Source organism: Sphingomonas xanthus, from assembly GCF_007998985.1.
In the GTDB taxonomy this organism is placed as follows: domain Bacteria; phylum Pseudomonadota; class Alphaproteobacteria; order Sphingomonadales; family Sphingomonadaceae; genus Sphingomicrobium; species Sphingomicrobium xanthum.
Window position 1 is genome coordinate 329,902 of record NZ_CP041659.1, and the last position, 23,110, is coordinate 353,011.

Below are 23,110 nucleotides of genomic sequence, written 5' to 3' on the forward strand. Positions count from 1 at the left end.
ATTCGATTATTTTTTTGAAAACTTGTTGAAACCAGGTGGGAGGTTGAACGGGCTGCTCCCTCCGGGAAGTCCCGGCAGGCTGCCGGGCGATTGGCCCGGCGCGATGCTGCCGAGCGCCTTTTCCATTCCCCCGCCCTGGAACATCGCCGCCAGCTTGCCGAAGCCACCAAGCTTCTTCAGCCGCTTCATCGCATTGGCCATTTCCAGGTGCATCTTGAGCAGCTTGTTGACCTCCTGAACGGTGGTCCCGCTGCCCTTGGCGATGCGGATCTTGCGCTTGGCGTTGATGATGTCGGGGCGCGACCGCTCCTTGGCGGTCATCGAACTCATCATCGCCTCAAGCCGGACCAGCGCCTTGTCGTCGACATTAGCTGCGCCTTTCATGCCCTTCATTCCGGGAAGCATATTGGCGAGCGCCCCAAGCCCGCCCATCCGCTTCATTTGCTGGATCTGCATGGCAAGATCGTCGAGGTCGAACTTGCCCTTTTCCATCTTGCGGGCGAGTTTCTCGGCATCCTCGATCTTGACCGTCTCGGCGGCCCGTTCGACCAGGCTGACGACGTCGCCCATGCCCAGGATGCGACCCGCGACGCGGCTTGGGTGGAAGGCTTCGAGCGCGTCCATCCCCTCGCCCGTGCCGGCAAATTTGATCGGCTTACCGGTCACTGCCCGCATGCTGAGCGCAGCGCCGCCGCGAGCATCGCCGTCCATCCGGGTCAGGATGACGCCCGAAAGATCGACATGGCCAGCGAAGCCCTTGGCGACATTGACCGCGTCCTGGCCGGTCAGGCTGTCAACCACCAACAGGGTTTCGACCGGCCTCGACGCCGCCGCGACCGCCTTCATCTCGGCCATCAGCTGGTCGTCGACATGGAGGCGCCCAGCGGTGTCGAGCAGCAGGATGTCGAAGCCCTGCAGCTTGGCCGCTTGAAGCGCGCGTTCGCAGATCTGGACCGGCGACTGACCGGCAACGATGGGGAGCGTTTCGACGCCAACCTGGCGGCCGAGGACGGCCAGCTGCTCCTGCGCCGCCGGACGAGCGACGTCGAGCGAGGCCATCAGCACCTTCTTGCGCTCGCGCTCCATAAGCCGTTTGGCGAGCTTGGCGGATGTCGTGGTCTTGCCCGACCCCTGGAGGCCGACCATCATGATCACCGCCGGCGGATTGGCGTCGAGGTGGAGGTCGGCGGTTTCCGCGCCGAGCATGTCGACCAGCGCGTCGTTGACGATCTTGACGACCATCTGGCCGGGAGTGACCGAGCGGACGACTTCCTGGCCAACTGCCCTTTCGGTAACCTTGTCGACGAAATCGCGGGCGACCGGCAAGGCGACATCGGCCTCGAGCAACGCGACGCGCACCTCGCGCAACGCCGAACGGACGTCGTCCTCGGACAGCGCCCCGCGGCCACGGAGCTTGTCGAAGACGCCGGACAGGCGGTCGCTCAGGCTTTCAAACATCCAACACTCCTCATCACGGCATGCGCAACGCAAACTGCGCCGGCAGGCGAAACCTCGCCGGCCAGCGCGTCCCGAGGGACTCCATCGATGTCATGTCCGTTAAGACGATCGCGCCCCTACGCGCGGGACGTGGGCAGGTCAAGGTTTGGCGACATCCCGCCCGGCGGAATTAGAAGCGCGGGGGAACCGCGATTGATATGGCGGCTTTGTTACGTCATGAGCCGCGGAACCCCAATTCAAGGACCTGTTGTGGATCGTTCTGCCAAGCCCATCATGCGCATCCAGGAAAATCTGCTGGCCAAGGCGGAGCGCCGGTTGCTCAATTGGCTTTGCCCGCGGCTCCCGGCCTGGACCAAGCCGGATCACCTGACCTCGCTAGGCATTGTTGGGGCGGCGCTGATCTTCATCGGGTTTTCCGCCAGCCATGCCGACCGCAACTGGCTGTGGCTGTCGGTCGCCGGCTTTCTTGTCCACTGGTTCGGGGATTCCTTGGACGGCAGCCTCGCCCGCTTTCGCAAGATCGAACGGCCGCGGTTCGGCTATTTCATCGATCATAGTGCAGATGGGCTCGGCACGTTGCTGATCGTCGCCGGCCTCGGCCTGTCGCCCTTCGTCGAACTCGAAGTGGCGATGATCGCGCTTGCGGGATATCTGCTGATGTCGATCCACGCCTTCCTCGCCGCGCGCGTGGTCGGCGAACTCAAACTTTCCTACGTTGCGGCCGGTCCGACCGAGCTACGGATCCTGCTGATCGGCCTGACCGTTGCGATGTACTTGTGGGGCGGCCACCTGCCGCTATTCCTCGGCTACAACCCGTTCGACCTGATCGTGGGGGCCGCCGGGTTCGGGCTGATTCTCCTGTTCATCGTCCAGACGATGGTCACCGCCCGGCGCATCGCGCTGGAGGGGGAATGGGGCGATACCGGGCCGGCCTAGAAGGTCCCGCCAGCCTCGATCAGCTCGCGTTCCTCGGCGGTGCTGACCCGGCCCAGCGCGCGGTTTCGGCCCGGAAACCGGCCAAAGCGCGCGATCTGGTCACGATGGAGCAGGGCAAATTCATAGTTGCGGGGATCGCGGTCGCGAAATTCGCTTACCGACCGCTCCTGGTCGGCGAATTGCTCGCTATGCATCAGCGGCATCAGCATGAAGGCCTGCAACGGCTTTGCGACCCGATCGACCCACCCGCGCTCAAGCGCAATCTTGCTGAGCTCTAGCGCCAGCGGATCCGCCTCGAACGCCCGGGCGGTTCCGCGGAAGATGTTGCGGCTGAACTGGTCGAGCAGGATGATCGCCGCGGCCAGAGTTTCCGGTGCATCGCGCCAGCCCGCAGCGCGGGTCTTGAGCACTTCGGCGCGGATCGCGCCAAAGCGATCGGCGATATGCCGGTCGAGCGCCTCATCCTTTGCCCAATGCTGGTCCGAACTCAGTTCTTCGCACCAGAAATGGATGACAGTCCTGGCGAGCTCGGCGGGATCGCCTTTCACCGCGGCGGCTTGTCCTTGGGCGGGCGATTCGGGCCAGGGCCCTTGCCCTGGGGCCCGTTGGGTCGTTCCGGCCCGCGGCGCCCTGTTCCTTTGCGGACGCTGCGGCGGTCGGGAGGCCCACGTCGATCGCGTTCGGGAACCCGGTCCAGCGGGCGCGACGGCTGAACCTGACCCTTGGGGCCGACCGCATAGCCTTCTTTCAAGAACTGGTTGAAGGCGTGCCGGACACTGAGGTTGATGGAATCCTGAAGCGCCTTGGGCAGTTCCGCGAACCCGGCGTTCTGGTGCACGCTCTGCAAGTCGCGTATCAAATTGTTGGGCAAGCCCTTCGACGCGTCCTTCAGCGCCCCGATCGCGTCGGCGACCGCGGCGATTAGGATGGACTGCATGACCTCCGATGCCGACTTGGACACAATCGATACTCCTGCTGGGACGCCGCCCTTAACGAGGTGGTAGCGGAGAATCCATCCGTCCCGCGACAGGTTGCCCTCGCATGGCACCCACTCTAAGTCGGCGCGCGTGAAGCGGCAATTCCACAAGATGCATGGGCTGGGGAACGACTTCGTCGTGCTCGACGGGCGCGAGCAGCCGATCGAGATGACCCCCGCGCTGGCCAAGGCGCTTGCCGACCGCCACCTCGGGATCGGGTGCGACCAGCTCATCCTGTTGGAGCCGTCGGAACATGCCGACGTCAGGATGCGCATCTGGAACCATGATGGCGGCGAAGTCGAAAGCTGCGGCAATGCATCGCGATGCGTCGTTGCGCTGACGGGCGCCGGCACCCTGGAAACGGGAGGCGGGATCGTCGAGGGAGGGAAGATCGGCGCGGAAATCGAGGTGACGCTTCCACCGCCGCACTTCGCCTGGGACGAAATCCCACTCAACTATCCGATGGATACCGCCCGGCTGCCGCTCGGCTGGGGTCCGCTCGACCACCCGATGGCGTTGTCGGTCGGCAACCCCCATCTCGTCTTCTTCGTCGACGATGCGGCGGCGATCGACCTCGACAGTCTCGGCCCTTCGATCGAGCATGACCCGGCCTTTCCCGAGCGGATCAATGTCAATGTCGCTAGCATCCGCGATGGCGAGATTCATTTGCGGACGTGGGAACGCGGCGCGGGGCTGACGCTGGCCTGCGGCACCGGAGCCTGCGCAACCGCCGTCGCGGCGATCGTCCGCAAGAAGGTCGCCTCGCCCGTTAGGGTGCATATGCGCGGCGGCGAGCTTACCATCGGCTGGGCAGCTGGCGAGCCGATCCGCATGCGCGGCAGTGCGTCCCATGTCTTCAAGGGCGAAATCGACCTGGAGCAGTTCGTCTGATGGGCGCCGACACGATTACCCTCGGCTGCCGGCTCAACTTCGCCGAGAGCGAGGCGATGCGATCGCTGGCGGGCGACGATGCCATCATCATCAACAGCTGCGCGGTGACCAATGAAGCGGTCCGCCAAACGCGCCAGGCGATCCGCCGGGCCCACCGCGATCGGCCCGGCCGGCGAATTATCGTCACCGGATGCGCCGCACAGCTCGACCCGCAAAGCTTCGCGGCGATGCCCGAGGTCAGCAAGGTGCTAGGGAACGCCGACAAATTCCGTCCCGAGGCTTATACGAGCGAAAACAGGTTGCAGGTGAGTGACGTCACGGCGGCATCGGCGCCGCCCGTCGCCGCGGGCTTTCTTTCCCGGGTCCGGAGCTTCGTCGCGGTGCAGACGGGCTGCGACCATCGCTGTACCTTTTGCTCGATCTGGCAGGCGCGCGGACGGAGCCGTTCGCTGCCTTACGCCGCCGTGCGCGACGCTATCGCCCGCGAACTCGACGCCGGCGCCCGGGAGATCGTGCTGACCGGCGTCGACATTACCAGTTACGATGGCGCCCTTGGGCCGCTTTGCCAGCGCCTGCTTACCGACTTGCCCGGCCTGACGCGGCTCCGCCTCTCCTCGCTCGACAGTATCGAAATCGACGATGCGCTGATGGAGCTGGTGGCGGGTGAGCCACGGCTGCTGCCGCATTTCCACCTCTCCCTGCAGGCCGGAGACGACCTGATCCTCAAGCGGATGAAGCGTCGGCATAGCCGGGCCGAGGCCATCGCGACGGTCGAGCGGCTCAAGATGGCGCGGGGCGACGTGACGATCGGGGCCGACCTCATCGCCGGCTTCCCTACCGAAACCGAGGAGCAGGCGCGCAATTCCCTGCGACTGGTTGACGATTGCGACATCGTTGCCGCCCATATCTTTCCATTCTCGCCCCGGCCGGATACGCCCGCGGCGCGAATGCCGCAGGTGGAGCGCGAACTGGTCAAGGCGCGCGCCGCTCGCCTGCGCGAGGCCGCTGCGGTTCGGCGCACGGCGTGGCTTGACCGGCTGAAGGGCAGCAGCCAGCGCGTGCTGATCGAGAATGGTGAAAAGGGGCATAGCGACGGTTTTGCCCCCATCCGAATTGCCGGATCTCGGCGAGGCGACGAGGGTCTTGCCCGCATCGTCGAGCGGGACGGCGATTTGCTTGTTGGGATTTTTGAATGAGTTGGCTCGAACGCCTAACGGGCGGTTTCAAGAAAACGGCGGATCGGCTTGGCGAGAATTTGACCGGACTGGTCAAGGAACAGGCGCTCGATACCGCGACTCTCGACGATATCGAGGAAGCGCTGATCGCCTCCGACCTTGGTCCCGAGGCGTCGAAACGAATCCGCGACAGTATTGCCGCGCGTCGCTACGACCAGCTCGACGAGCGCGGGCTTCGCACCATCCTCGCGGAGGAAATCGAGAAGATCCTGGCCCCGGTGGCAAAGCCGCTCGATGTCTGGGGCTTCCCTCGCCCCCATGTCATCCTGGTGATCGGCGTCAACGGGTCGGGCAAGACCACCACGATCGGCAAGCTCGGTCATCTACTCCAGGAGCAGGACTATGGCGTGCTGCTGGCGGCGGGCGACACTTTTCGCGCCGCGGCGATCGAACAATTGCGGATTTGGGGCGAGCGGATCGGCGCGCCGGTGATCGCCGGCAAGGAGGGCGGTGACGCGGCCGGCATCGTCTTCGACGGCGTCAAGCAGGCGACCGCGACAGGAATCGACGCTTTGATCGTCGACACCGCCGGCCGCCTTCAGAACAAGGCGCATCTGATGGACGAACTGGCGAAGGTGCGCCGCGTCCTTGGCCGCCTCAACCCCGAAGCGCCGCACGACATCATCCTCGTGCTCGACGCGACCACGGGACAGAATGCCCTCAACCAGATTGAGGTTTTTCGTGACCTTGCCGGCGTTACGGGCCTGGTGATGACCAAGCTCGACGGAACGGCCCGCGGCGGTGTGCTGGTCGCGGCTGCAGAAAAATTCGGATTGCCGATCCATGCGATCGGAGTCGGCGAAGGAGTGGATGACTTGCGACCGTTCGATCCTCGGGCAGTTGCCCGCGCAATTGCAGGCCTGCCGTCATGAAGATCAACGAAAACCGCGAGCCCGCGGGGACCGCGAGGCTGCTGATCGACATCGGTCCGCTGCTGGTCTTCTTCCTCGTCAACTTCCTCGCCCCTGTCCCCGGCCCAATCAAGATTTTCGTGGCCACAGGGGCGTTCATGGCGGCAATGGTCGCCGCGCTGGTCTTCGCCGCCGTGCGCTACCGCTACGTATCCCCCCTCCTGCTGTTTTCGGGCGTGATGGTGGTGATCCTTGGCGGTCTCACCATCTGGCTGCAGAACGAGACCTTCATCAAGGTCAAGCCAACGATCTACTATGGGCTGGTTGCCGGATTGCTGGCCTTCGGTCTCGCGACCGGACGGCCATTGCTGAAACTGGTGCTGGGAAGCGCCTATCCCGGGCTCACGGAGACCGGCTGGTACAAGCTGTCGCGCAATTGGGCGGTCTTCTTCGCGGTGATGGCGGTGGTCAATGAAGCGGTTTGGCGGAACAGTACCACCGACTTCTGGATCGGCTTCAAACTGTGGGGCGTGATCCCCGCCACCCTCCTGTTCGCAATCGCCAATGTGCCGATGCTTCTTCGCCACGGCCTCAATGCCGAGGAGACCAAACCGGCCGAACCCGGACCTGTTGAATGACTGAACCGCTGATCCGCATCCAAGGCCTGCGCAAGGCTTATGGCGACGGGACCGAAGCGCTGAAAGGCGTCGACCTCGACATTCGCAGGGGCGAGATTCTTGCACTGCTTGGGCCCAATGGCGCGGGCAAGACCACCCTCATCAACATCGTCTGCGGGATCGTCACTGCGACCGAGGGACAGGTGCTGGTCGAAGGACGCAACTGGCAGGAGGATTTCCGCCGGGTGCGGACGCGGATCGGCCTCGTCCCGCAGGAACTGACCACCGACGCCTTCGAAAGCGTCCGGGCCACGGTCAGCTTCTCGCGCGGGCTTTTCGGGAAGCCGCGCGACGATGCGAAGGTTGAAGACATCCTCCGCCGTCTGACGCTGTGGGACAAGCGCAAGTCCGAAATGCGTGAGCTGTCGGGAGGGATGAAGCGCCGGGTCATGATCGCCAAGGCGTTGGCGCATGAACCGGACATCCTGTTCCTCGACGAACCCACCGCCGGCGTCGACGTCGAACTTCGCCGCGACATGTGGGACCTGGTCCGAAAGCTGCGTGCCGACGGCACGACCGTGATCCTCACCACCCATTATATCGAAGAAGCCGAGGAGATGGCCGACCGGGTCGGCGTCATTCGCAAGGGGGAGCTGGTCGCGCTGGGCGACAAGAACGCGCTGATGGCCCAGATGGGTCAGAAAACGCTGAAGGTCAGCCTGGACCAGCCGTTGTCCGAAATCCCTGCAGGTCTCGCCGAATGGCAGCTCGGGATGGAAGATGACGGCCATACCCTTTGCTATCGTTTCGACAGCCACGCCGAACGCAACGGGATTCCCCAGCTGATGCGGCGGCTCGACGAGCTGCACATCGGCTACCGGGACATCGCGACACGCCAGTCGAGCCTAGAGGATATCTTCGTCAGCCTGATCCAGGGGGAGCAAGCGGCATGAACCTGATCGGGATCAAAGCCATCTATCGCTTCGAAATGGCGCGCTGGGGCCGAACGCTCTGGCAAAGCCTGGTGACCCCGGTGATCACCACCTCGCTCTATTTCCTGGTGTTCGGCTCCGCCATCGGCAGCCGGATGAGCGACATGGCCGGGATCGACTTTGGAAGCTTCATCGTTCCCGGACTGATCCTGCTTTCGGTGCTGACCCAGGCGATCATGAACGCCAGCTTTGGCATTTTCTTCCCCAAATTCACCGGGACGATCTACGAGATTTTGTCGGCGCCCTTGTCGGCGCTGGAAACGGTGACCGCCTATGTCGGCGCGGCCGCGACCAAGGCGGTGATCCTAGCATTGGTAACCCTGGCGACTGCGACATTGTTTGTCGACGTCAAGGTCGATCATCCGCTGCTCATGCTGCTGTTCCTGGTTGTCATTTCGGTCGGCTTCTGCCTGCTGGGCTTCGCGATCGGCATTTGGGCGAAGAATTTCGAGCAGCTGCAGGTCATCCCGCTGCTGATCGTTACGCCCCTCACCTTCCTAGGCGGCGTCTTCTATTCAATCGGCGCAATCGGTGAGCCATGGCGGACAGTGACACTGCTGAACCCCATTCTCTACCTCGTCTCAGGCTATCGCTGGACTTTCTTCGGGATCGCCGACGTGCCGCTTTGGAGCAGCGTGGCAGTGATGGCGGCGGCAATCCTTGCGCCGCTCGCCGCCATCATCTGGATCTTCCGCTCGGGCTACCGGCTCAAAAACTAGGCGTGGGCCTTGGCCCGTGCCCCCTGGTCGGCGCGCTCGATGCCCTTTCCGTCAAGATTTTGGGCCACGAAGTCCCAATTGACGATATTTTCGAGGACGGTCTTCACGAAGCGCGGACGTTCGTTGCGGTAGTCGATGTAATAGGCGTGTTCCCACACATCGATGGTGAGGAGCGGGGTCATGCCATGAACGACCGGCGTGTCGGCGTCATGGAGTGACGTAATCTCAAGCTTGCCATTATTCAGCACCAGCCAGCCCCAGCCGCTGGCGAAATGGTTGACGCTTTCAGTGGCAAGCTTTTCAAGCAGGTTCTGCTCTTCGCCGAAGTCGGACGCGATCATGTCCCGCAACTTGCCCGACGGGCGGGTCGAGCCTTCTGGGGCCAGGCACTGCCAGAAAAAGCTATGGTTCCAGATCTGGGCGCTATTGTTGAAAAGTCCCTTGTCGCCCTTTTCCTTGGCGGTCTTGATCACTTCCACCAACGAGGCGCCCTCCAGACCCTTTTCGGCGAGCATGCCATTGGTTTTGTCGACATAGGCCTTGTGATGCTTGCCGTGGTGATAATCTAGCGTTTCCGCCGACATATGCGGTCCAAGCGCATCCTTGGCGAACGGCAGGTCAGGGAGGGTGAAGGCCATGTCTATTCTCCGGTTGAAAAGGGTCATTAACCGAACGCGCGGAACTGGGCCTGTTTCCGACATTTTTTCGAAACGCTTGCCGAGTGGGCGGAGCCAGTTCTAAACGGACCCGAAACGGCCGGCTGGGGAGCCGGACCACAAGGGGGATAGCATGGGTAAATTACTTGAAAACCTTCACCTCGTAATGCTGGTCGGGCTGGTCGCCGCGATTGGCCTGATGATGGGTTTCCACGCCGACACGCTGACCGAAAGTGCGATGCTGCAATGGCTTCACGTCTTCTTCGGCATCACCTGGATCGGCCTGCTTTACTATTTCAACTTCGTGCAGATACCGACGATGCCTTCGATCCCGGCGGAACTGAAACCGGCGGTCGGCAAATATATCGCTCCCAAGGCCTTGTTCTTTTTCCGCTGGGGTGCGGCGTTGACCGTGCTCACCGGACTGATCCTTGCCTGGTCAAATGGTTACCTGGTCGAATCGCTGACCTATGCCGAAGGCTATCGGCTGATCGGCATCGGCATGTGGCTGGCGATCATCATGGCATTCAACGTCTGGTTCATCATCTGGCCGAACCAGAAAAAGGCGCTCGGGATGGTTGAAGCCGACGACGCGACCAAGGCCAGCTCGGCGCGCACCGCGATGCTGACAAGCCGTATCAACACGCTGCTGTCGATCCCGATGCTCTACGCAATGACCACTTTCAGCCCGCTCGGCGGCTGATCGGGCCGGAGGCTTGCCGGGACGGACCGTCCCGGCATGCCCCTATTCCGGTGCGGATGCAGACAGCTGGTGCCGCTTGAGGGCGTGGCGCAGCTGGTCGTAGGTGAGCCCCAGCGCCGTTGCAGTCGTGCGCTGGTTGAAACGGTTACGGGTCAGCGCCTCTTCCAAAATCTGCTTCTCATAAGCGGCGACCGCCGCGCGCAGGTCTTCGGGGACCTCGACCGGCGCTGGCCCGGCCGCCCGTTCCCCACTGGGCGCCGTGCCATGGCCATAAGCCGCCACCTCGACCGCCCCGGCGCTGTCCGGGTCGAGCACCCAGGGCGAGGCAAAGGGATCGAACTGGATGGTATCGATTTCGCGTTCGGGATCCTCGGCGCGATAGACCGCACGCTCGACCGCGTTGCGAAGCTCGCGGACATTGCCCGGCCAGCGATAGTTTTCCAGTTCGCGCAGCGCCTTGTCAGTGAAGCCCGGCCAATTGGGCCAGTCGAGCTCGACCGCCATACGCCTTCCGAAATGTTCGGCAAGCAACGGAATATCGCCTTGGCGCGCGCGCAGCGGCGGCAAGGTCACGACTTCGAACGACAGGCGGTCCAGCAAGTCGGCCCGAAACCTCCCCTGGTCGACCAGCCGCGGCAGATGCTCGTTGGTTGCGGCGACGATCCGGACATCGACCTGGATCGGCTTCGACGCGCCGATCCGCGTTACCTCGCCATATTCGACGGCGCGAAGCAGGCGATCCTGCGCGGGCGACGAAAGCGTCGCCAGTTCGTCAAGGAATAGCGTCCCGCCATCGGCTTCCTCGAACCGACCATGTCGCGTTTTCGCGGCGCCGGTAAAGCTTCCGGCTTCATGGCCGAATAGTTCGGCCTCGATCAGGTTTTCAGGCAGCGCGGCACAGTTCATCGTCACCAGCGGCCCGGCCCATCGGGACGACAGGTGATGGAGCCGCTCGGCGATCAGTTCCTTGCCCGTGCCCCGCTCGCCGATCACCAGCACGGGACGGTTGAGCGGAGCCGCCCGGCTCGCTCGCTCGACCGCGTCGAGGAACGCCAGACTCTGGCCGACAAATTGATTAGCGCGTTCCAAAAAATCCCTTCCCGGATGAGCCAATATGTGGTGGCAAATCCCACCATGTGGCAAGATATTTCAGTCCGCCGTTCATCGAAAAATGGTAATTTTCTAAGAAATTCGGCTTTCTTGGAATATTGGCATGATGGATGCATAAATGAAAAGTAACAGGGCCGTTTAGTGGAGTGCCTCTATGGGTATCTTTTCCCGCACGCGGGATATTTTCGCAGCCAATATGACCGAGCTGCTCGACCGTGCCGAAGATCCGGCACGGATGATCCGCATGATTATCCTGGAAATGGAAGAAACGCTGGTCGAGGTTCGCGCTTCGGCCGCCCGTTCGATCGCCGACAGCAAGGAAATGAAGCGCGCACTACTGCGCCTCAGCGACCTGCAGACCAGCTGGACGGAGAAGGCGGAGCTGGCGCTCAGCAAGGACCGCGACGATCTCGCCAAGGCGGCGCTGATCGAACGGCAAAAGGCGGCCGACATGGCCGAGGGGCTGAAGGCCGAGTTGGCGTCGATCGAGGAGACCCTGAAAAGCTATGAGGCGGACATTGCCAAGCTGCAGGGGAAGCTGCGAGAGGCGCGGGCGCGCCAGAATGCGATCGCAACCCGCATCGAAAGCGCGGTCACCCGCGCCCGTACCCGCGAAGTGCTCAACGGCAGCCGCACCGAGGACGCCTTTTCGCGCTTCGAACAGCTCGAACGCCGCGCGGACTTCGCCGAAGGTCGCGCCGATGCGCTGGGCATGACCGGGCCGAAAAGCCTCGAAGAGGAAATTGCCGAGCTCAAGGCGACCGACAAGGTCGATGCCGAGCTTGAAGCCATGAAGGCTGCACTCAAGGCCAAGGGGGCATAAGTGGAAGAGATTGTTGTACCGTTTATTGCGATCGTGACGCTGTTCATCGGCCTGCCATGGCTGGTGTTCCATTACATCACCCGCTGGAAGACTGCCGCGACGCTGACCGGATCGGACGAGAAGTTGCTCGACGAGTTGCATGACGCCGCTCGTCGCCTCGACGACCGGCTGTGTACGATCGAGCGGATCATGACCGCGGAAAATCCCAACTGGCGGCAGCAGTGCCTGCCCGAAACCGACCGCCAGCGGCTCCTGTCGGACGGGGAGTATGACCAATGATCCAGCCTCCCAGCCGGACCAAATTCTACCTGGACAAACGCCACGGCAAGCTGATGGGCGTCTGCTCCGGGATTGCCGACTACACCGGTCTCGACGTGACGCTGGTGCGCATCATGTTCGTCAGCGCGGTGGTCATGAGCGGCGGTAGCGTGCTGCCGATCTATTTCATCGCCGGCTTCATCGCCGACGACAAGCCGCGGGAGCTTGCGCTCGAGGACCAGCGGGACGAGGAACATCAGCGGTTTTGGCAGGGCGTACGCCAATCGCCTGCCCGCACCGCCCGCGACATCCGCAGCCGGATGCGCAACATCGACCGACGGCTGGCCGATATCGAAAGCTATGTCACCACCGAGAACCGCAGCCTCGCGCGCGAGATCGAGCAGCTGCGCTAGGAAGCTTAGGGGGAAGTTGAATGAGTTTCGGAAATCCCGTGTTCGTCCTTGTAATCGTCGCCATCTGCATGGGGGCATGGGTCATCACCACCGCGATACGCGCCAAGCATGGCTATCCCTTGACCGACGACTGGGGAAACACCGTTCATCGCAAGGACCCGGCCGACGATCAGTCCGTCCGCGAGCTGGTTGCCGAAAATGCGCAGCTGAAGTCGACCGTCGGCAAGCTTGAGGAGCGGCTGAAGGTACTTGAACGCATCGCCACAGATCCGTCACGCCAGCTGGCAGACGATATCGAGCGGCTGCGCTAAGCAGGAGGGAAGCGGATATGGACCCCGAACTCGCCCAGATTTTCAACTATGTCATCCAGCTGCTGCCGGCGATCGTGGCGATCGTCGCGCTCGGCGTTGGAGGATCGCTGCTCCACACCTGGCTGCGCATCAAGAACGGCTATCCGCTGCAGAATAGCTGGGGCATGGCTATCCACCCCAAGTCCGACAAGGAAGCGATGGAGCGGATCAAGCTGCTCACCACGGAAAATGCGCAGCTGCGCGCCGAAATCGGGTCGATGAAGGATCGCATGGAAACCATCGAGCGGATCGTAACCGACCAGCCGTCGCTGCTCGCCCAGGAAATCGACCGGCTGGCGATCGACAAGGGAGGCCGGGCATGATTGGTCCCGGCGAAGCCATCGTCGCCCTCATCGTCATCGGCTTGCCGGTCATTGCCTTGACCCTGATCCTGGGACGCTGGTTCAAGCTGAAGGAAAGGCGGGTCGAGCTCGAGGCCAGCCAGGCCGCCGAACGTGCTGCGCAATATGCAGCGTCCAACGCCGAGCTTGAAGCGCGTGTCCGAGTATTGGAAAAAATCGTCACCGACGGCGGACTCGAAACCGCCGCGCAGATCGAGGCACTTCGCGCCCCGCGCCTCGGAAAGGGAGACAAGGTCCAGTGAACCCCTTTGAAATGGTCGCGATCATCGTCGTGTCGGTGATGATCGCCACGGTGTTGAAGGCCAGATATGGCCATTCCCGTCGGGAAACCGAAGGCGATCTGTCACGGCAGGACCAGGCGGAAACCCTTCGCCTTCGCGACGAGGTGAAGCAACTCAAGGAGCGGATTCACGTGCTCGAACGGATCGCGGTCGAGAAGGAAGACACGCTGAGCCGCGAGATCGAGCAATTGCGCGACCGGTAGGCGATAGCTAGGCGGTTGGAATGACCGCCCTGCCCGCCCTTGCCGACCTTGCCGATGAATATGAATTCCTCGAGAGCGAGGACCGTTATCGCCTCCTGATCGATTTGGGCCGCAAGCTCGAGCCGATGCCTGATGAATTGAAGACCGATGCCACGAAGGTGCGCGGCTGTTCGTCATCGACCTGGGTCTATCCGACGCGGCTCGACGATGGCCGGCTGCACTTTCTTGCGGACAGCAATGCGGCGATCACCAAGGGCGTGGTCGCGCTGATCCTCGCAGCGGTGCAGGACAGGCAGGCGGCCGAGGTCGCGGCGATGGACGTCACCGCGATGCTCGAACCCTTCAACCTCACCCGCGAACTGTCGTCGAACCGCACGCAGGGCGTCCCCAACATGATCGCGCTGGTCCGCGATACCGCCGCCCGGTTGGCCTCGGCATGAGCGACCCGCGCTTCCCTGCTGGCGCATTCGACCCGGAAAGTTTTTTCGCCATGGCGCGCAAGGTCGGCCATGGCCGCGCGCTGGGACTTGAGTATCGCCAGTCGGGCGAGAAATGGATTGAACTGGCGCTGCCATGGCGCGAAGAACTGGTCGGCATTCCCGAGCAGGGCATCCTTGCCTCCGGCGCAATCGTCAGCCTGCTCGATACCTGCGGGGGCGCGTCGGTGTGGATGGCGCTGGGCCATTTCCAGCCGCTGGTCACCATCGATCTCAGGCTCGACTATCTTCGTCCGGCGGTGAAGGGCGAAACGGTGATAGCCCGCTGCGAATGCTACAAGCTGACCCGGCAGGTGGCCTTTATCCGCGGCACCGCCCATGGCGGCGATCCCGACCGGCCGATCGCCCAGGCGACCGGCACCTTCATGCTGAACCCTTAGCCATTCCTCAGATCTTGGCGCCGGTTCGCCGCTCCTCGGCCTTGCGAAGCACGTCATAGGCCGCCTTCACCTTCTGGAAGGCGAGCGCCGCCGCCTCGTCGCCGGGCTTCACGTCGGGGTGAAGTTCCTTCGCAAGCTTGCGATAGGATGCCTTGATCGCCTTGAAATCCGCGTCCGGCTCAAGTTCCAGCGCGTCGAGCGCGCGCATTTCGTCGCGGCTCCGGCTGCCATCGCCCGCCCCGGCCCAGCCATAATGCGCGCTGCTGCGGAACGCGGACGCGCCGCTTTCCTCCTCGGCGGCGCGGCGCGCTGCGTCCTCGGCGCTCAGTCCGGCGAAATAATTCCAGTTCTTGTTATATTCGGCGGCGTGCGCCTCACAGAACATCCATCGTTCCGGGCTGTTGGGCGCCTTGGGCGCGGGCCGGTCACCCGGCTGGCCGCAGCCTTCGCGGTCGCACAGGCGGACGCGCGTCGCTTCGCGGCTCTTTGCCCCATAGGGCCGCCAGCGGGGAAAGCCCCAATCGTCGGATCGCGTCGGTTTGGCCATTTGGATTCGAGCCTATCCTGTCATCACCGCCATGGCGAGCGCCGCCAGACATCCGGGCGCGCCAATCTGACGGCTTCGTCCCTCGCGCACCGCGCAATGACGGAAAAAATTTGCCAGGGGACCTGTAAGCCGGGTTCTGTCCAGCGCCTTCAAGGCACCTGGGCGACCATTCCTCTAGGACGAAGGTTGCCCTTCGCCTCCAGCGACCAACCCGGGCGACGAGCCGGAACAGGCCCATGTGCCGCCCCTATTCGGTCTTGCACCCGGTGGGGTTTGCCGTGCCGCGGATGTTGCCACCCGCGCGGTGCGCTCTTGCCGCACCCTTTCTCCCTTACCGGCCCGAAGACCGGCGGTATGCTTTCTGTGGCACTTTCCCTCAAGGGGCGAACCCCCCGGCCGGGCGTTACCCGGCACCGTTATTCCGTGGAGCCCGGACTTTCCTCGCCTCTCTTGCGAAAGCCGCGGTCGCCCGGTCCCCTGGCGAGTGGGGATATAGGAGCTAATTGCGGCGGTTTCGAGGGGTGAATTCAGGGGGCAGAATGTCCGCAATGGGTGGAAAGCGGACATTGCGATGCCCGGCAATTGCCGCCACTGTGAGGCGATGTGGAATGTTCCGGACGTTCGGCTCCTTTGGGCCTTGGGCGCAATCCTTCTCGTCCTGGGAGGCTTTGGTATATTTGCGGCTGGCGCAATTGTCGGATTGCCAATTCTCTTGGGCGCTGCCGCGCTAGGACTCTCGGTAGAAGAAAGCCTTTGGATCCTCGTCTACGCGGCTCCTATTTGGGCGCCGATTGGCGCCGGAATGGGTATGCTTGTGACTTCGAACTTCATGAAGGGCTTTCGCGCCAAACCGCCAAAATCCTAATGTCCGCACATGGGTGCAAGTCGGACGCTAACCGCACCCATGATCCTTCGGCTATAGCGTAATTTAAAGACCCAAGCCCGTACTGTCTGGTGAAGGTAACTTTGAGTAGGTTGAGCCTTCGGCCCATGTCCCATCGGCCTCCCGCGATAAGTGGTCCTCGTTCTGCCAATTGTTGGCTGGGCCGGGCCTTTCCCGCCGCGAACCGTGTATCATGGCCCACAGCGCGAGACCGAGAGTTATGGCTCCGAGTAGAAGTTTCAGCGTCATCACGAGCATTGATACCCTCTTGGCCCAAGCGTCCGCAATGGGTCGAAAGCAGACAGCGGTGTTGCCCATCGAGCAACCGCGGGATCGCCCTACTGCGGCCTCGGCAAAAGCAGCGCCAGCAGCTTGGCCCGACACTCCCCATCGATGATCCCGTCGATCAGGTCAGGCCTGAACCTCCGCTGGAAGGCGATGACCGCTTTCTGGCTGTCGGCGACGTCGTAGCCGAACCGTTCCAGCGCCAGCAGGAATCCGGCGTCGGTCCAATAAGGGTCCATCAGGTCGCGGGTCGGGCTGGGCAGCGCGAGCCGGCGCTTAGACAGCGCCGTCCAGGGGAAAAGCTCGCCCGGGTCTTCCTTGCGCGCCGGGGCGATGTCGCTGTGGCCGACGACATTGCCGCGGGTGATGCCGTGCCGGGCCTTAATATCGGCGACCAGCGGGATGACCGACGCGATCTGTTCGTCAGGAAAGGCGCGATAGCCGAACTCATGGCCGGGATTGACGATTTCGATGCCGACGCTGGCGCTGTTGATGTCGGTGATCCCGCGCCAATAGCTTTTACCCGCGTGCCAGGCGCGTTTTTCCTCGTCGACCAGCTGGATGATCTCGCCGTCTTCCTTGACGCAATAATGGGCCGATACCTTGGCTTCCGGCGAGGTCAGTCGGTCAAGCGCGCCCTCGGCGTCGGGCATACCGGTATAATGGAGCACGATGATCGACACGGGAAGCGCGCGATCGTCGAAATTGGGCGAAGGGCGGCGCGTCACGTCCATCGCCGCATGGCGCATGGCAGCCGGAGTCGGGTCAAGCCCCCATGGCAACAGCGGACACGGAGTCGGTCCCGTTCAGCCGATAAAGTCCGCGCGCGGCCGGGTCAGCCTCGAACCGGCGCGTCTGGCCGATCACTGTCTCGCCCGCGCCCAGCATCAGCCAGCCGTCCGCCGCAATCGCCTGGCCGATCCGGTCGAACACAAGCCCGCGCCGCTCGGCGTTGAGGTAAAGCAACACATTGCGGCAAAGCACGATGTCGAACTGGCCGGGGTGCGGCGCGGGTTCGAGGAGGTTATGGACCTGAAAGCGGACCATCCGGCGCAGCGGCTCGACCGCCCGCCACCCATCGTCGCTTTCCTCGAACCAGCGGATCATTTGGGTGATACCAAGGCCGCGCTGCACCTCGAACTGGGTATAGACACCGTCGCGCGCGCGGCGGACCGCGCTTTCGCTGACGTCACTGCCGACGATGTCGATCGTCCAGCCGGCCCAGCGCTGCGGGTCCTCGGCGAACATCATTGCCAGCGAATAGGCTTCCTGTCCCGTCGAGCAGCCCGCTGACCAGATGCGAATCCGGCGGGTCGCGTGACGCAGCTGCTGGAGCTTGGGAAGCGCCGCCTTCGCTAACAGGTCGAACGGCGTCCGGTCGCGGAAGAAATAGGTTTCATTGTTCAGCAGCGCCTCGACCACCTGCGTGGCGAGGCTCGGCTCCCGGCCCATGACGAGTATAGTGATCAGCTCGTCGAGCGTCGGGATTGCCCGTTCGCGCAGCAAGGCGGCGAGCGCGGTTTCGATCCGCCAGCGGCGACTCATCGTCAGCTGCTGGCCGGTACGGGCCTCGAGCAGGCCAGCGAGGATCCGGCTTGAACTATCGCTTACTTGCACGTGCTGCCGTCGCTCAGGTCAATGGTCATCAGGCTGGCGACGCGGCGAGCAAGCTTGGCGGGCGGCAGGATAGCGGAAGCAAGCCCTGCCTCGGCGACGGCGCGGGGCATTCCCCAAACGGCCGAGCTGGCCTCGTCCTGGGCCATGACCATGCCTCCTGCTTCGACAAGACGGGTCGATCCGCTGGTTCCGTCGCGGCCCATGCCGGTGAGGATGATCCCCACAGCGCCCGGTCCGATCACGGCTCCGGCCGAAGCCAGCATCGGATCGACCGAGGGCATGCAGCCGCTCGACGCCCGGCTTTTCAGCAGGCGCGCGATCAGCTGGCCGTTCATCTCGTCGACGACGAGGTGGGCCTCGCCCGGTGCAATCACGATCCGGTCCGGCAGAAGCTTCATTCCGTCCTCGGCGACCAGCGCCTCGCGCCCCGCGGCCGCCGCAAGCTGTCGCGCGAAAACGGGCATGAAGGCCGGCGGGAGGTGCTGGGTGACGAGGATCGGCACGCCAATCTGCGGCGGCAGGCCGGCGAAGAAGGCGCCGAGCGCGTGAATGCCGCCGGTCGACGCGCCGACCGCCAGCAGGCGAAGCGGTGCCTGCGTCGGCGGACGCAACCCGGCCGGCTTGTTCGGCGATGCGACAGGCGCGGAGGCGCGGTCGGCGTAGCCCAGTTCACGCAGCTTGCCGAGCAGCACTTCAGAAAAGCGGCCGTTGAAGCGACCGGTGCCCGGCTTGGGAAGAGTATCGGCGGCGCCCAGCGCCAGCGCCGCAACGGTTTGCTCTGCGCCCTCTTCGGCGAGCGACGAGACGATCAGCACCTTGGCGCCCTTGGCCGCCTCGAGGATTCGGGGGATCGACTTCAGCCCGCCGACTCCGGGCATTTCAAGGTCCAGCAAAACGATGTCGACCATGATCTGGCCGAGCGCCAGGATCGCGTCTTCGGCGGTTCCGGCGACCCCAACGATCTCGAAACCGGCATCGACGTCGATCATGCGCGTGAGCACTGCCCGGGCGACCATCGAATCATCGACGATCATCAGCCGGATCGGTCGCCGCGCAGGGCGATGGACCCCGGCCTTGTCGTCGACCGGGTGATTGGCGAGCGCGCCGTTCACGGCCTCGTCCTCAGGCTACGCCGACGAGCTGGAGCTTGATATGGAGCGTTTCGCGATCGAAGGGCTTCATCACATATTCGTCAGCACCGGCTTCCAACGCGGCGCGGATATGGGCCATGTCGTTCTCGGTCGTGCAGAACACCACCTTGGGCTGGTCGGCGTGGCCCCGCTGGCGAAGCAGCTTGAGGAACTCCATCCCGCTCATCACCGGCATGTTCCAGTCGAGCAGGACGACGTCCGGCATCTTGGCCTCGCAGCGGTCGAGCGCTTCGCGCCCGTCGCCGGCCTCGTCGACCTGGAACTCCAGGGTCTCGAGGATATGGCGCGCAACCTTGCGGATCACTTTGCTGTCGTCGACGATGAGGCAGGTTTTCATGTATCTTTTCCGTGTGGCTTGGAGCGATGTCTAGGCGATAAGGGTAACGAACCTCTTAAGCGGCGCGGATTTCGGCGCCGGGACCTGCGACGACCGCCGACACGTCAACCAGCAGCATCGGCCCCTCTTCGGTTTCGACGATCCCGAGCGATACCCGTTCCCACCCGTCGCCCATCGCGGCACGGATCGCGCTTGGCTCGGACAATGCCTCGACCACATCCTCGACCGCATCGACCGTAAGCGCATAATGATGTCCGTCGAGTTCAACCACCGCGGCCTCGTGAAGTTCGCCGTCGCTGAGCAGGGTGGTGCCAAGTCCAAGCGAGGAACGGCAATCGATGACGGTCAGCACCCGGCTGCGCAACGCCGAGAGGCCGGCGACGTGGGCCGGTGCGCGCGGAACCGGGATCAGCGCTTCAAGCTCGACCACGCTTTCGACCGAAGCCGCGGGCAGCGCCACCCGGCTTCCGGCGATGGTCACGATCAGGAGCAATTCGTTCATCAACGCCTCCCTGCGCCCGCCGACTTCAGCGCCATCAGCAGCGCCGCCCGGTCGTAGCGATAGATGCTATCCTTGCCGTCGGCCGCCTCTGGGTCGGTCGACAGGCGAAGCACACGGCCGGCTCCTTTCTCCGCGACGTCGCGCCCCTGCGAGACGATCGTGACATCGGGGATCAGTTCGTCGCTTTCGCCGATCACCAGGTAACCCGCGGCCTCGACGATCGGCCGGAGCATGTTCTGCATCCAGGCATCGCCTTCGGGAAGCCGGCAGACCATCTGCGCCTGGGGCCTGCTTGCGGCACCAAGATGTTCGGCAAACAGCCAATGCGCGTCAATCAGTTCGGCAGGCTCACCCGCGATCAGGGTCACGCCGCTGACTGCGCCGGGGATATCGGCCGGGATGATGCTGCTTTCGATATTCATCAGGTCGATGACCTCGCGGAAGGCGAAGCCGATCTCGTGACTTCCGTCATTCAGTCGGAAAACCCGGACCTTGCCTTCGAGCATCGCCGGATCGTCGACGCCGGCCAGGGGCAGGATCGCGTCGCCAAGCTGGACGCGAAGCTGTCCGGCGCTCGGGCGAATGGCATCGGCGGCAACGACTTCCTCGATCCGGTCGACAACACCAAGGCGGAGCGCCCGGCGCCCGCCGTCGAGCCCCCGGAACAGCAGGACCGGAACATCGTCGTTGGCGGCGGCGGCCACCGTTTCGATGCCGCGCCCGCCACGCTCCAGCGTTTCAAGCCGAACGCCGCCGACCTGGGCAATGCCCGCGGGGTCGAACAGCAGGATCGGGCTGCCATCGTCGGCCAGCGTCGTGCCCGCATAGAGTCCGGTGGCCATCACTGCTGGGGCGGCAGGCTTCACCACCAGTTCCTCATGGTCGTGGATCCGGTCGACCGCCAGCGCATAGACGTCGCCGCCGGCCGGCCGAAGTACGACCAGGGTCCGGTCTTCGTCGGACATGGTGTTGGGAAGGCCCAGCACGTCGGCCAGCGCAACCTCGGGGACCCGGCGACCGCGGATCGTCGCGACCCCGGCGCCGCCAATCTTGTCGAGGGTGACGCTGCTTCCATTAGCGCGGACGATCTCCTCGATCGCAGAGCGCGGAATGGCGAAATGCTGATTGCCGATAGACACGGTCAGCGCGGGGATGATCGTCAGGGTCAAGGGTACGCGCAGCACCATCCGGCTGCCCTTGCCTGAAATCGAATCGACCTCCACCACGCCGCCGATGCGCTCGACGTTGGAACGGACCACATCCATCCCGACGCCGCGGCCGCTGATCGCGGTAACCTCGCGTGCGGTCGACAGGCCGGCCTCGAACATCAAGGCGAGTTGATCGGCGCGCGACAGCTTCTGTGCCGCCTCGTGGTCGATAACCCCGCTGGCGACCGCCTTCTCGACCAGCCTTGCCGCGTCGATGCCTTTGCCGTCGTCGGCGATCTCGATCAGGATCTGATTACCCGATTGGCGCGCTGAAACGGACAGAAGCCCGATTTCCCGCTTGCCGGCCTTGAGCCGTTCCGCAGGGCTCTCGATTCCATGATCGACGGCGTTGCGAATGATATGGGTAAGCGGATCGCGGATCATCTCGATCATTTCGCGGTCGAGCTCGACATCGCCGCCATCGATGTCGACGAGCACCTGCTTGCCAAGTTCTGCCGACAGGTCGCGCACCATGCGTGGCAGGGCGACGAACAGATTCTCGATCCGCTGCATCCGGGTACGCGTGATCGCGTCGCGCATTTCGGCAATGATCCCTGACAAGCGTTCGAACGCTCCATCGACGGCCACTTCGGTCGGTGCCTCGCGCAGGCGGCGGGCAAGCTCGTTGCGGGCCAGGACCATGTCCGAAACACCGGACATTACCCGATCGAGCAACTCCACCGAAAGACGGATGGTGCGCGGCGTGGCACTGCTCAATTTGGGACTGGCATCGGTGGCAATCGCAGTCGCCGGGGCTGCGGGTCCTTCGGCACCTGGGGCCAAAGCGTCAATCAAGGCGCCGTCATCGCCCGATGGCAAATCCTCGCCGGCATCGATCGCCGCAATCATTTCACCAATCCGGTCGATCACGGCCAGTACCGCGCTGACCAGCGCGCCGTCGGGCGACCGGCGCCCGGCGCGGCAGTCGGCAAGGGCATCCTCAGCTGCATGGCTTAGCGCCTCCAGCCGGGGGAAATCGAAGAAGCCGCAATTGCCCTTCACGGTGTGGACAAAGCGGAAGATGCTATCGAGGCGCGCACGGTCGCCTGGATCGGCTTCCCAGGCGACGATCTCGCCGCCCAGCGCTTCCAGCATTTCGCGGCATTCGGCGACGAAATCGGCAATCAGGTCGTCCATCGGGCCCCACGCAAAGTCAGTTGCTTGGGTTCCTCTATGGCGGGAAGGAGTTAACGCCGCGTTAGTCGTGAACCGACTTTAGGCCGCCTGTTCGGGGAGAATCACGCCGATGAGCAGTGCCGGGTCCTCAGGATCGCTGATCCGGATCTCGCCATTGGCTTCGGCGGCAAGGCTATGCGCCAGCCATGCGCCGGCGGCACGCGGTTCCACCGTTCCGTTGACGCTGCCACGGGCAATCATCTCCCGAAGTACCGGATCGAGCAGGATGCGGGGTCCTTCGGCGCGGATCACGATCTCCAGCGCCCCGTCGCGCTGCTCGGCGCCGATATCGAGGCGCCCCCCACGCACCAGCGCGTCGCCGGCGATCATCGCAAGGTTCAGCAGCAGCTTGACCGCGCCCTTCCCCATCTTGTCGTCGGCGACCATCCAGCCAAGCTCAATCCGCTTTTCCGCGCCATAGAGTCCCTCCAGCGCGGCTTTGGCCTCATGGGTGTCGATGGCGTCGCCGAAGCCGCCGCCGGCGCCGAACGCCAGCCGAAAGAATTTGAGCTTGTTGGCGCTTGCCCGCGCGCTTTCGGCCAGCAGCTCGAGGCATCGCTCGCGCATCTCCGGGTCCTGCTCGTCGGCGAGAAGCTCGATTCCGTTGTTCAGTGCGCCCACCGGCGACAGCAGGTCGTGGCACAGGCGGGAACAGAGGAGGCTGGCAAGATCGATGGCTTTCATAAGGCGTG

At 63.8% G+C, this 23,110-nt stretch carries 30 protein-coding genes and 1 other RNA gene; 17 read left to right on the forward strand and 14 right to left on the reverse strand.

What is annotated here, in order from left to right:
* Window positions 1-6: 6 nt before the first annotated feature.
* Window positions 7-1,458: a signal recognition particle protein gene (ffh, locus tag FMM02_RS01535; protein ID WP_147493217.1), complete on the reverse strand. Its 1,452-nt coding sequence runs from the start codon at window positions 1,456-1,458 to the stop codon at window positions 7-9.
* Window positions 1,459-1,707: 249 nt separating this feature from the next.
* Here ffh and FMM02_RS01540 point away from each other — a divergent pair, with 249 nt between their 5' ends.
* On the forward strand, window positions 1,708-2,394 hold the full coding sequence (locus tag FMM02_RS01540; RefSeq protein ID WP_342782514.1) for a CDP-alcohol phosphatidyltransferase family protein: 687 nt from the start codon (window positions 1,708-1,710) through the stop codon (window positions 2,392-2,394).
* On the opposite strand, the gene FMM02_RS01545 is transcribed toward FMM02_RS01540, so the two are convergent.
* Window positions 2,391-2,942 (reverse strand): DUF924 family protein, encoded by a 552-nt coding sequence (locus FMM02_RS01545; protein ID WP_147493219.1) that lies wholly within the window; start codon window positions 2,940-2,942, stop codon window positions 2,391-2,393. The two genes, FMM02_RS01540 and FMM02_RS01545, sit on opposite strands and share 4 nt — an antisense overlap.
* On the reverse strand, window positions 2,939-3,355 hold the full coding sequence (locus tag FMM02_RS01550) for a hypothetical protein (RefSeq protein ID WP_147493220.1): 417 nt from the start codon (window positions 3,353-3,355) through the stop codon (window positions 2,939-2,941). The genes FMM02_RS01545 and FMM02_RS01550 overlap by 4 nt, the downstream gene beginning before the upstream one ends.
* Before the next feature lie 106 nt (window positions 3,356-3,461).
* Here FMM02_RS01550 and dapF point away from each other — a divergent pair, with 106 nt between their 5' ends.
* The 6 genes from dapF to FMM02_RS01580 are packed head-to-tail and all read left to right on the forward strand — an operon-like array spanning window position 3,462 to window position 8,676.
* The gene (gene dapF, locus FMM02_RS01555) at window positions 3,462-4,262 is read left to right on the forward strand and encodes a diaminopimelate epimerase (RefSeq protein ID WP_147493221.1); all 801 of its coding nucleotides are present in this window, start codon (window positions 3,462-3,464) and stop codon (window positions 4,260-4,262) included.
* The gene (gene mtaB / locus FMM02_RS01560) at window positions 4,259-5,458 is read left to right on the forward strand and encodes a tRNA (N(6)-L-threonylcarbamoyladenosine(37)-C(2))-methylthiotransferase MtaB (protein WP_147493222.1); all 1,200 of its coding nucleotides are present in this window, start codon (window positions 4,259-4,261) and stop codon (window positions 5,456-5,458) included. Before dapF ends, mtaB begins: the two co-directional genes overlap by 4 nt.
* Window positions 5,455-6,369 (forward strand): signal recognition particle-docking protein FtsY, encoded by a 915-nt coding sequence (gene ftsY / locus FMM02_RS01565; RefSeq protein ID WP_147493223.1) that lies wholly within the window; start codon window positions 5,455-5,457, stop codon window positions 6,367-6,369. Before mtaB ends, ftsY begins: the two co-directional genes overlap by 4 nt.
* Window positions 6,366-6,986, forward strand: a complete 621-nt coding sequence (locus FMM02_RS01570) for a septation protein A (RefSeq protein WP_147493224.1) — start codon at window positions 6,366-6,368, stop codon at window positions 6,984-6,986. Before ftsY ends, FMM02_RS01570 begins: the two co-directional genes overlap by 4 nt.
* Window positions 6,983-7,918 (forward strand): ABC transporter ATP-binding protein, encoded by a 936-nt coding sequence (locus tag FMM02_RS01575; RefSeq protein ID WP_147493225.1) that lies wholly within the window; start codon window positions 6,983-6,985, stop codon window positions 7,916-7,918. Before FMM02_RS01570 ends, FMM02_RS01575 begins: the two co-directional genes overlap by 4 nt.
* A complete protein-coding gene (locus tag FMM02_RS01580) occupies window positions 7,915-8,676 on the forward strand; it encodes an ABC transporter permease (RefSeq protein ID WP_147493226.1) in 762 nt (253 codons plus the stop codon). Before FMM02_RS01575 ends, FMM02_RS01580 begins: the two co-directional genes overlap by 4 nt.
* Here FMM02_RS01580 and FMM02_RS01585 read toward each other — a convergent pair.
* Complete coding sequence (locus tag FMM02_RS01585; RefSeq protein WP_147493227.1) at window positions 8,673-9,314, reverse strand: superoxide dismutase; 642 nt, start codon at window positions 9,312-9,314, stop codon at window positions 8,673-8,675. The genes FMM02_RS01580 and FMM02_RS01585 overlap by 4 nt on opposite strands.
* A gap of 151 nt (window positions 9,315-9,465) precedes the next feature.
* Here FMM02_RS01585 and FMM02_RS01590 point away from each other — a divergent pair, with 151 nt between their 5' ends.
* On the forward strand, window positions 9,466-10,035 hold the full coding sequence (locus tag FMM02_RS01590) for a urate hydroxylase PuuD (RefSeq protein WP_147493228.1): 570 nt from the start codon (window positions 9,466-9,468) through the stop codon (window positions 10,033-10,035).
* 42 nt (window positions 10,036-10,077) lie between these two features.
* Here the strand turns inward: FMM02_RS01590 and pspF are convergent, their stop codons facing one another.
* Complete coding sequence (gene pspF, locus FMM02_RS01595; RefSeq protein WP_147493229.1) at window positions 10,078-11,124, reverse strand: phage shock protein operon transcriptional activator; 1,047 nt, start codon at window positions 11,122-11,124, stop codon at window positions 10,078-10,080.
* 175 nt (window positions 11,125-11,299) lie between these two features.
* Between pspF and pspA the strand changes: the two genes are divergently transcribed.
* Genes pspA through FMM02_RS01640 form a run of 9 tightly spaced genes read left to right on the forward strand, consistent with a single transcriptional unit; the run spans window position 11,300 to window position 14,712 of the window.
* Window positions 11,300-11,968: a phage shock protein PspA gene (gene pspA, locus FMM02_RS01600; protein ID WP_147493230.1), complete on the forward strand. Its 669-nt coding sequence runs from the start codon at window positions 11,300-11,302 to the stop codon at window positions 11,966-11,968.
* Window positions 11,969-12,247, forward strand: a complete 279-nt coding sequence (gene pspB, locus FMM02_RS01605; RefSeq protein ID WP_147493231.1) for an envelope stress response membrane protein PspB — start codon at window positions 11,969-11,971, stop codon at window positions 12,245-12,247. It begins immediately after the preceding gene.
* Entirely contained in the window at window positions 12,244-12,639 is a 396-nt protein-coding gene (gene pspC / locus FMM02_RS01610) for an envelope stress response membrane protein PspC (RefSeq protein WP_147493232.1), read from the forward strand. Before pspB ends, pspC begins: the two co-directional genes overlap by 4 nt.
* 20 nt (window positions 12,640-12,659) lie before the next feature.
* Window positions 12,660-12,950: a hypothetical protein gene (locus FMM02_RS01615; RefSeq protein ID WP_147493233.1), complete on the forward strand. Its 291-nt coding sequence runs from the start codon at window positions 12,660-12,662 to the stop codon at window positions 12,948-12,950.
* Window positions 12,951-12,967: 17 nt separating this feature from the next.
* Window positions 12,968-13,312: a hypothetical protein gene (locus FMM02_RS01620; RefSeq protein ID WP_147493234.1), complete on the forward strand. Its 345-nt coding sequence runs from the start codon at window positions 12,968-12,970 to the stop codon at window positions 13,310-13,312.
* Window positions 13,309-13,593: a hypothetical protein gene (locus FMM02_RS01625; protein ID WP_147493235.1), complete on the forward strand. Its 285-nt coding sequence runs from the start codon at window positions 13,309-13,311 to the stop codon at window positions 13,591-13,593. Before FMM02_RS01620 ends, FMM02_RS01625 begins: the two co-directional genes overlap by 4 nt.
* Window positions 13,590-13,835 (forward strand): hypothetical protein, encoded by a 246-nt coding sequence (locus FMM02_RS01630; protein ID WP_147493236.1) that lies wholly within the window; start codon window positions 13,590-13,592, stop codon window positions 13,833-13,835. The genes FMM02_RS01625 and FMM02_RS01630 overlap by 4 nt, the downstream gene beginning before the upstream one ends.
* A gap of 20 nt (window positions 13,836-13,855) precedes the next feature.
* Window positions 13,856-14,275, forward strand: coding sequence for a SufE family protein (locus FMM02_RS01635; protein WP_147493237.1), 420 nt, complete (start codon window positions 13,856-13,858; stop codon window positions 14,273-14,275).
* The gene (locus FMM02_RS01640; protein ID WP_147493238.1) at window positions 14,272-14,712 is read left to right on the forward strand and encodes a PaaI family thioesterase; all 441 of its coding nucleotides are present in this window, start codon (window positions 14,272-14,274) and stop codon (window positions 14,710-14,712) included. Before FMM02_RS01635 ends, FMM02_RS01640 begins: the two co-directional genes overlap by 4 nt.
* 7 nt (window positions 14,713-14,719) lie before the next feature.
* On the opposite strand, the gene FMM02_RS01645 is transcribed toward FMM02_RS01640, so the two are convergent.
* The 9 genes from FMM02_RS01645 to FMM02_RS01685 all read right to left on the reverse strand — a co-directional run bounded on the left by FMM02_RS01645 (window position 14,720) and on the right by FMM02_RS01685 (window position 23,102).
* Window positions 14,720-15,259 carry a J domain-containing protein gene (locus tag FMM02_RS01645; RefSeq protein WP_147493239.1) on the reverse strand — a complete coding sequence of 180 codons (540 nt, stop codon included), beginning with the start codon at window positions 15,257-15,259 and terminating at the stop codon, window positions 14,720-14,722.
* A gap of 109 nt (window positions 15,260-15,368) precedes the next feature.
* An RNA gene (gene rnpB / locus FMM02_RS01650) (RNase P RNA component class A) lies at window positions 15,369-15,740 on the reverse strand.
* 740 nt (window positions 15,741-16,480) lie between these two features.
* Window positions 16,481-17,161, reverse strand: coding sequence for an N-acetylmuramoyl-L-alanine amidase (locus FMM02_RS01655; RefSeq protein WP_147493240.1), 681 nt, complete (start codon window positions 17,159-17,161; stop codon window positions 16,481-16,483).
* 31 nt (window positions 17,162-17,192) lie between these two features.
* Entirely contained in the window at window positions 17,193-18,044 is an 852-nt protein-coding gene (locus tag FMM02_RS01660; RefSeq protein ID WP_246104798.1) for a CheR family methyltransferase, read from the reverse strand.
* Window positions 18,035-19,156, reverse strand: a complete 1,122-nt coding sequence (gene cheB, locus FMM02_RS01665; protein WP_246104799.1) for a chemotaxis-specific protein-glutamate methyltransferase CheB — start codon at window positions 19,154-19,156, stop codon at window positions 18,035-18,037. The genes FMM02_RS01660 and cheB overlap by 10 nt, the downstream gene beginning before the upstream one ends.
* A 10-nt stretch (window positions 19,157-19,166) precedes the next feature.
* Window positions 19,167-19,532, reverse strand: a complete 366-nt coding sequence (locus FMM02_RS01670; RefSeq protein ID WP_025502836.1) for a response regulator — start codon at window positions 19,530-19,532, stop codon at window positions 19,167-19,169.
* A 55-nt stretch (window positions 19,533-19,587) separates the two neighbouring features.
* Complete coding sequence (locus tag FMM02_RS01675) at window positions 19,588-20,034, reverse strand: chemotaxis protein CheW (protein WP_147493241.1); 447 nt, start codon at window positions 20,032-20,034, stop codon at window positions 19,588-19,590.
* Window positions 20,034-22,379, reverse strand: coding sequence for a chemotaxis protein CheA (locus FMM02_RS01680; RefSeq protein WP_147493242.1), 2,346 nt, complete (start codon window positions 22,377-22,379; stop codon window positions 20,034-20,036). The genes FMM02_RS01675 and FMM02_RS01680 overlap by 1 nt, the downstream gene beginning before the upstream one ends.
* Window positions 22,380-22,457: 78 nt before the next feature.
* Window positions 22,458-23,102 (reverse strand): histidine phosphotransferase family protein, encoded by a 645-nt coding sequence (locus tag FMM02_RS01685; RefSeq protein ID WP_147493243.1) that lies wholly within the window; start codon window positions 23,100-23,102, stop codon window positions 22,458-22,460.
* Between the last annotated feature and the right edge of the window lie 8 nt (window positions 23,103-23,110).

What these genes read in the sequence shown, in the direction of transcription:
- FMM02_RS01615 (WP_147493233.1), top strand. Translation starts at nt 12,660, where the DNA reads ATGAGTTTCGGAAATCCCGTGTTCGTCCTTGTAATCGTCGCCATCTGC.
- FMM02_RS01590 (WP_147493228.1), top strand. Translation starts at nt 9,466, where the DNA reads ATGGGTAAATTACTTGAAAACCTTCACCTCGTAATGCTGGTCGGGCTG.
- FMM02_RS01570 (WP_147493224.1), top strand. Translation starts at nt 6,366, where the DNA reads ATGAAGATCAACGAAAACCGCGAGCCCGCGGGGACCGCGAGGCTGCTG.
- pspC (WP_147493232.1), top strand. Translation starts at nt 12,244, where the DNA reads ATGATCCAGCCTCCCAGCCGGACCAAATTCTACCTGGACAAACGCCAC.
- FMM02_RS01680 (WP_147493242.1), bottom strand. Translation starts at nt 22,379, where the DNA reads ATGGACGACCTGATTGCCGATTTCGTCGCCGAATGCCGCGAAATGCTG.
- ftsY (WP_147493223.1), top strand. Translation starts at nt 5,455, where the DNA reads ATGAGTTGGCTCGAACGCCTAACGGGCGGTTTCAAGAAAACGGCGGAT.
- pspA (WP_147493230.1), top strand. Translation starts at nt 11,300, where the DNA reads ATGGGTATCTTTTCCCGCACGCGGGATATTTTCGCAGCCAATATGACC.
- FMM02_RS01625 (WP_147493235.1), top strand. Translation starts at nt 13,309, where the DNA reads ATGATTGGTCCCGGCGAAGCCATCGTCGCCCTCATCGTCATCGGCTTG.
- FMM02_RS01685 (WP_147493243.1), bottom strand. Translation starts at nt 23,102, where the DNA reads ATGAAAGCCATCGATCTTGCCAGCCTCCTCTGTTCCCGCCTGTGCCAC.
- ffh (WP_147493217.1), bottom strand. Translation starts at nt 1,458, where the DNA reads ATGTTTGAAAGCCTGAGCGACCGCCTGTCCGGCGTCTTCGACAAGCTC.
- FMM02_RS01585 (WP_147493227.1), bottom strand. Translation starts at nt 9,314, where the DNA reads ATGGCCTTCACCCTCCCTGACCTGCCGTTCGCCAAGGATGCGCTTGGA.
- FMM02_RS01655 (WP_147493240.1), bottom strand. Translation starts at nt 17,161, where the DNA reads ATGGACGTGACGCGCCGCCCTTCGCCCAATTTCGACGATCGCGCGCTT.
- FMM02_RS01675 (WP_147493241.1), bottom strand. Translation starts at nt 20,034, where the DNA reads ATGAACGAATTGCTCCTGATCGTGACCATCGCCGGAAGCCGGGTGGCG.
- FMM02_RS01575 (WP_147493225.1), top strand. Translation starts at nt 6,983, where the DNA reads ATGACTGAACCGCTGATCCGCATCCAAGGCCTGCGCAAGGCTTATGGC.
- FMM02_RS01620 (WP_147493234.1), top strand. Translation starts at nt 12,968, where the DNA reads ATGGACCCCGAACTCGCCCAGATTTTCAACTATGTCATCCAGCTGCTG.
- FMM02_RS01645 (WP_147493239.1), bottom strand. Translation starts at nt 15,259, where the DNA reads ATGGCCAAACCGACGCGATCCGACGATTGGGGCTTTCCCCGCTGGCGG.
- FMM02_RS01640 (WP_147493238.1), top strand. Translation starts at nt 14,272, where the DNA reads ATGAGCGACCCGCGCTTCCCTGCTGGCGCATTCGACCCGGAAAGTTTT.
- FMM02_RS01670 (WP_025502836.1), bottom strand. Translation starts at nt 19,532, where the DNA reads ATGAAAACCTGCCTCATCGTCGACGACAGCAAAGTGATCCGCAAGGTT.
- FMM02_RS01635 (WP_147493237.1), top strand. Translation starts at nt 13,856, where the DNA reads ATGACCGCCCTGCCCGCCCTTGCCGACCTTGCCGATGAATATGAATTC.
- FMM02_RS01580 (WP_147493226.1), top strand. Translation starts at nt 7,915, where the DNA reads ATGAACCTGATCGGGATCAAAGCCATCTATCGCTTCGAAATGGCGCGC.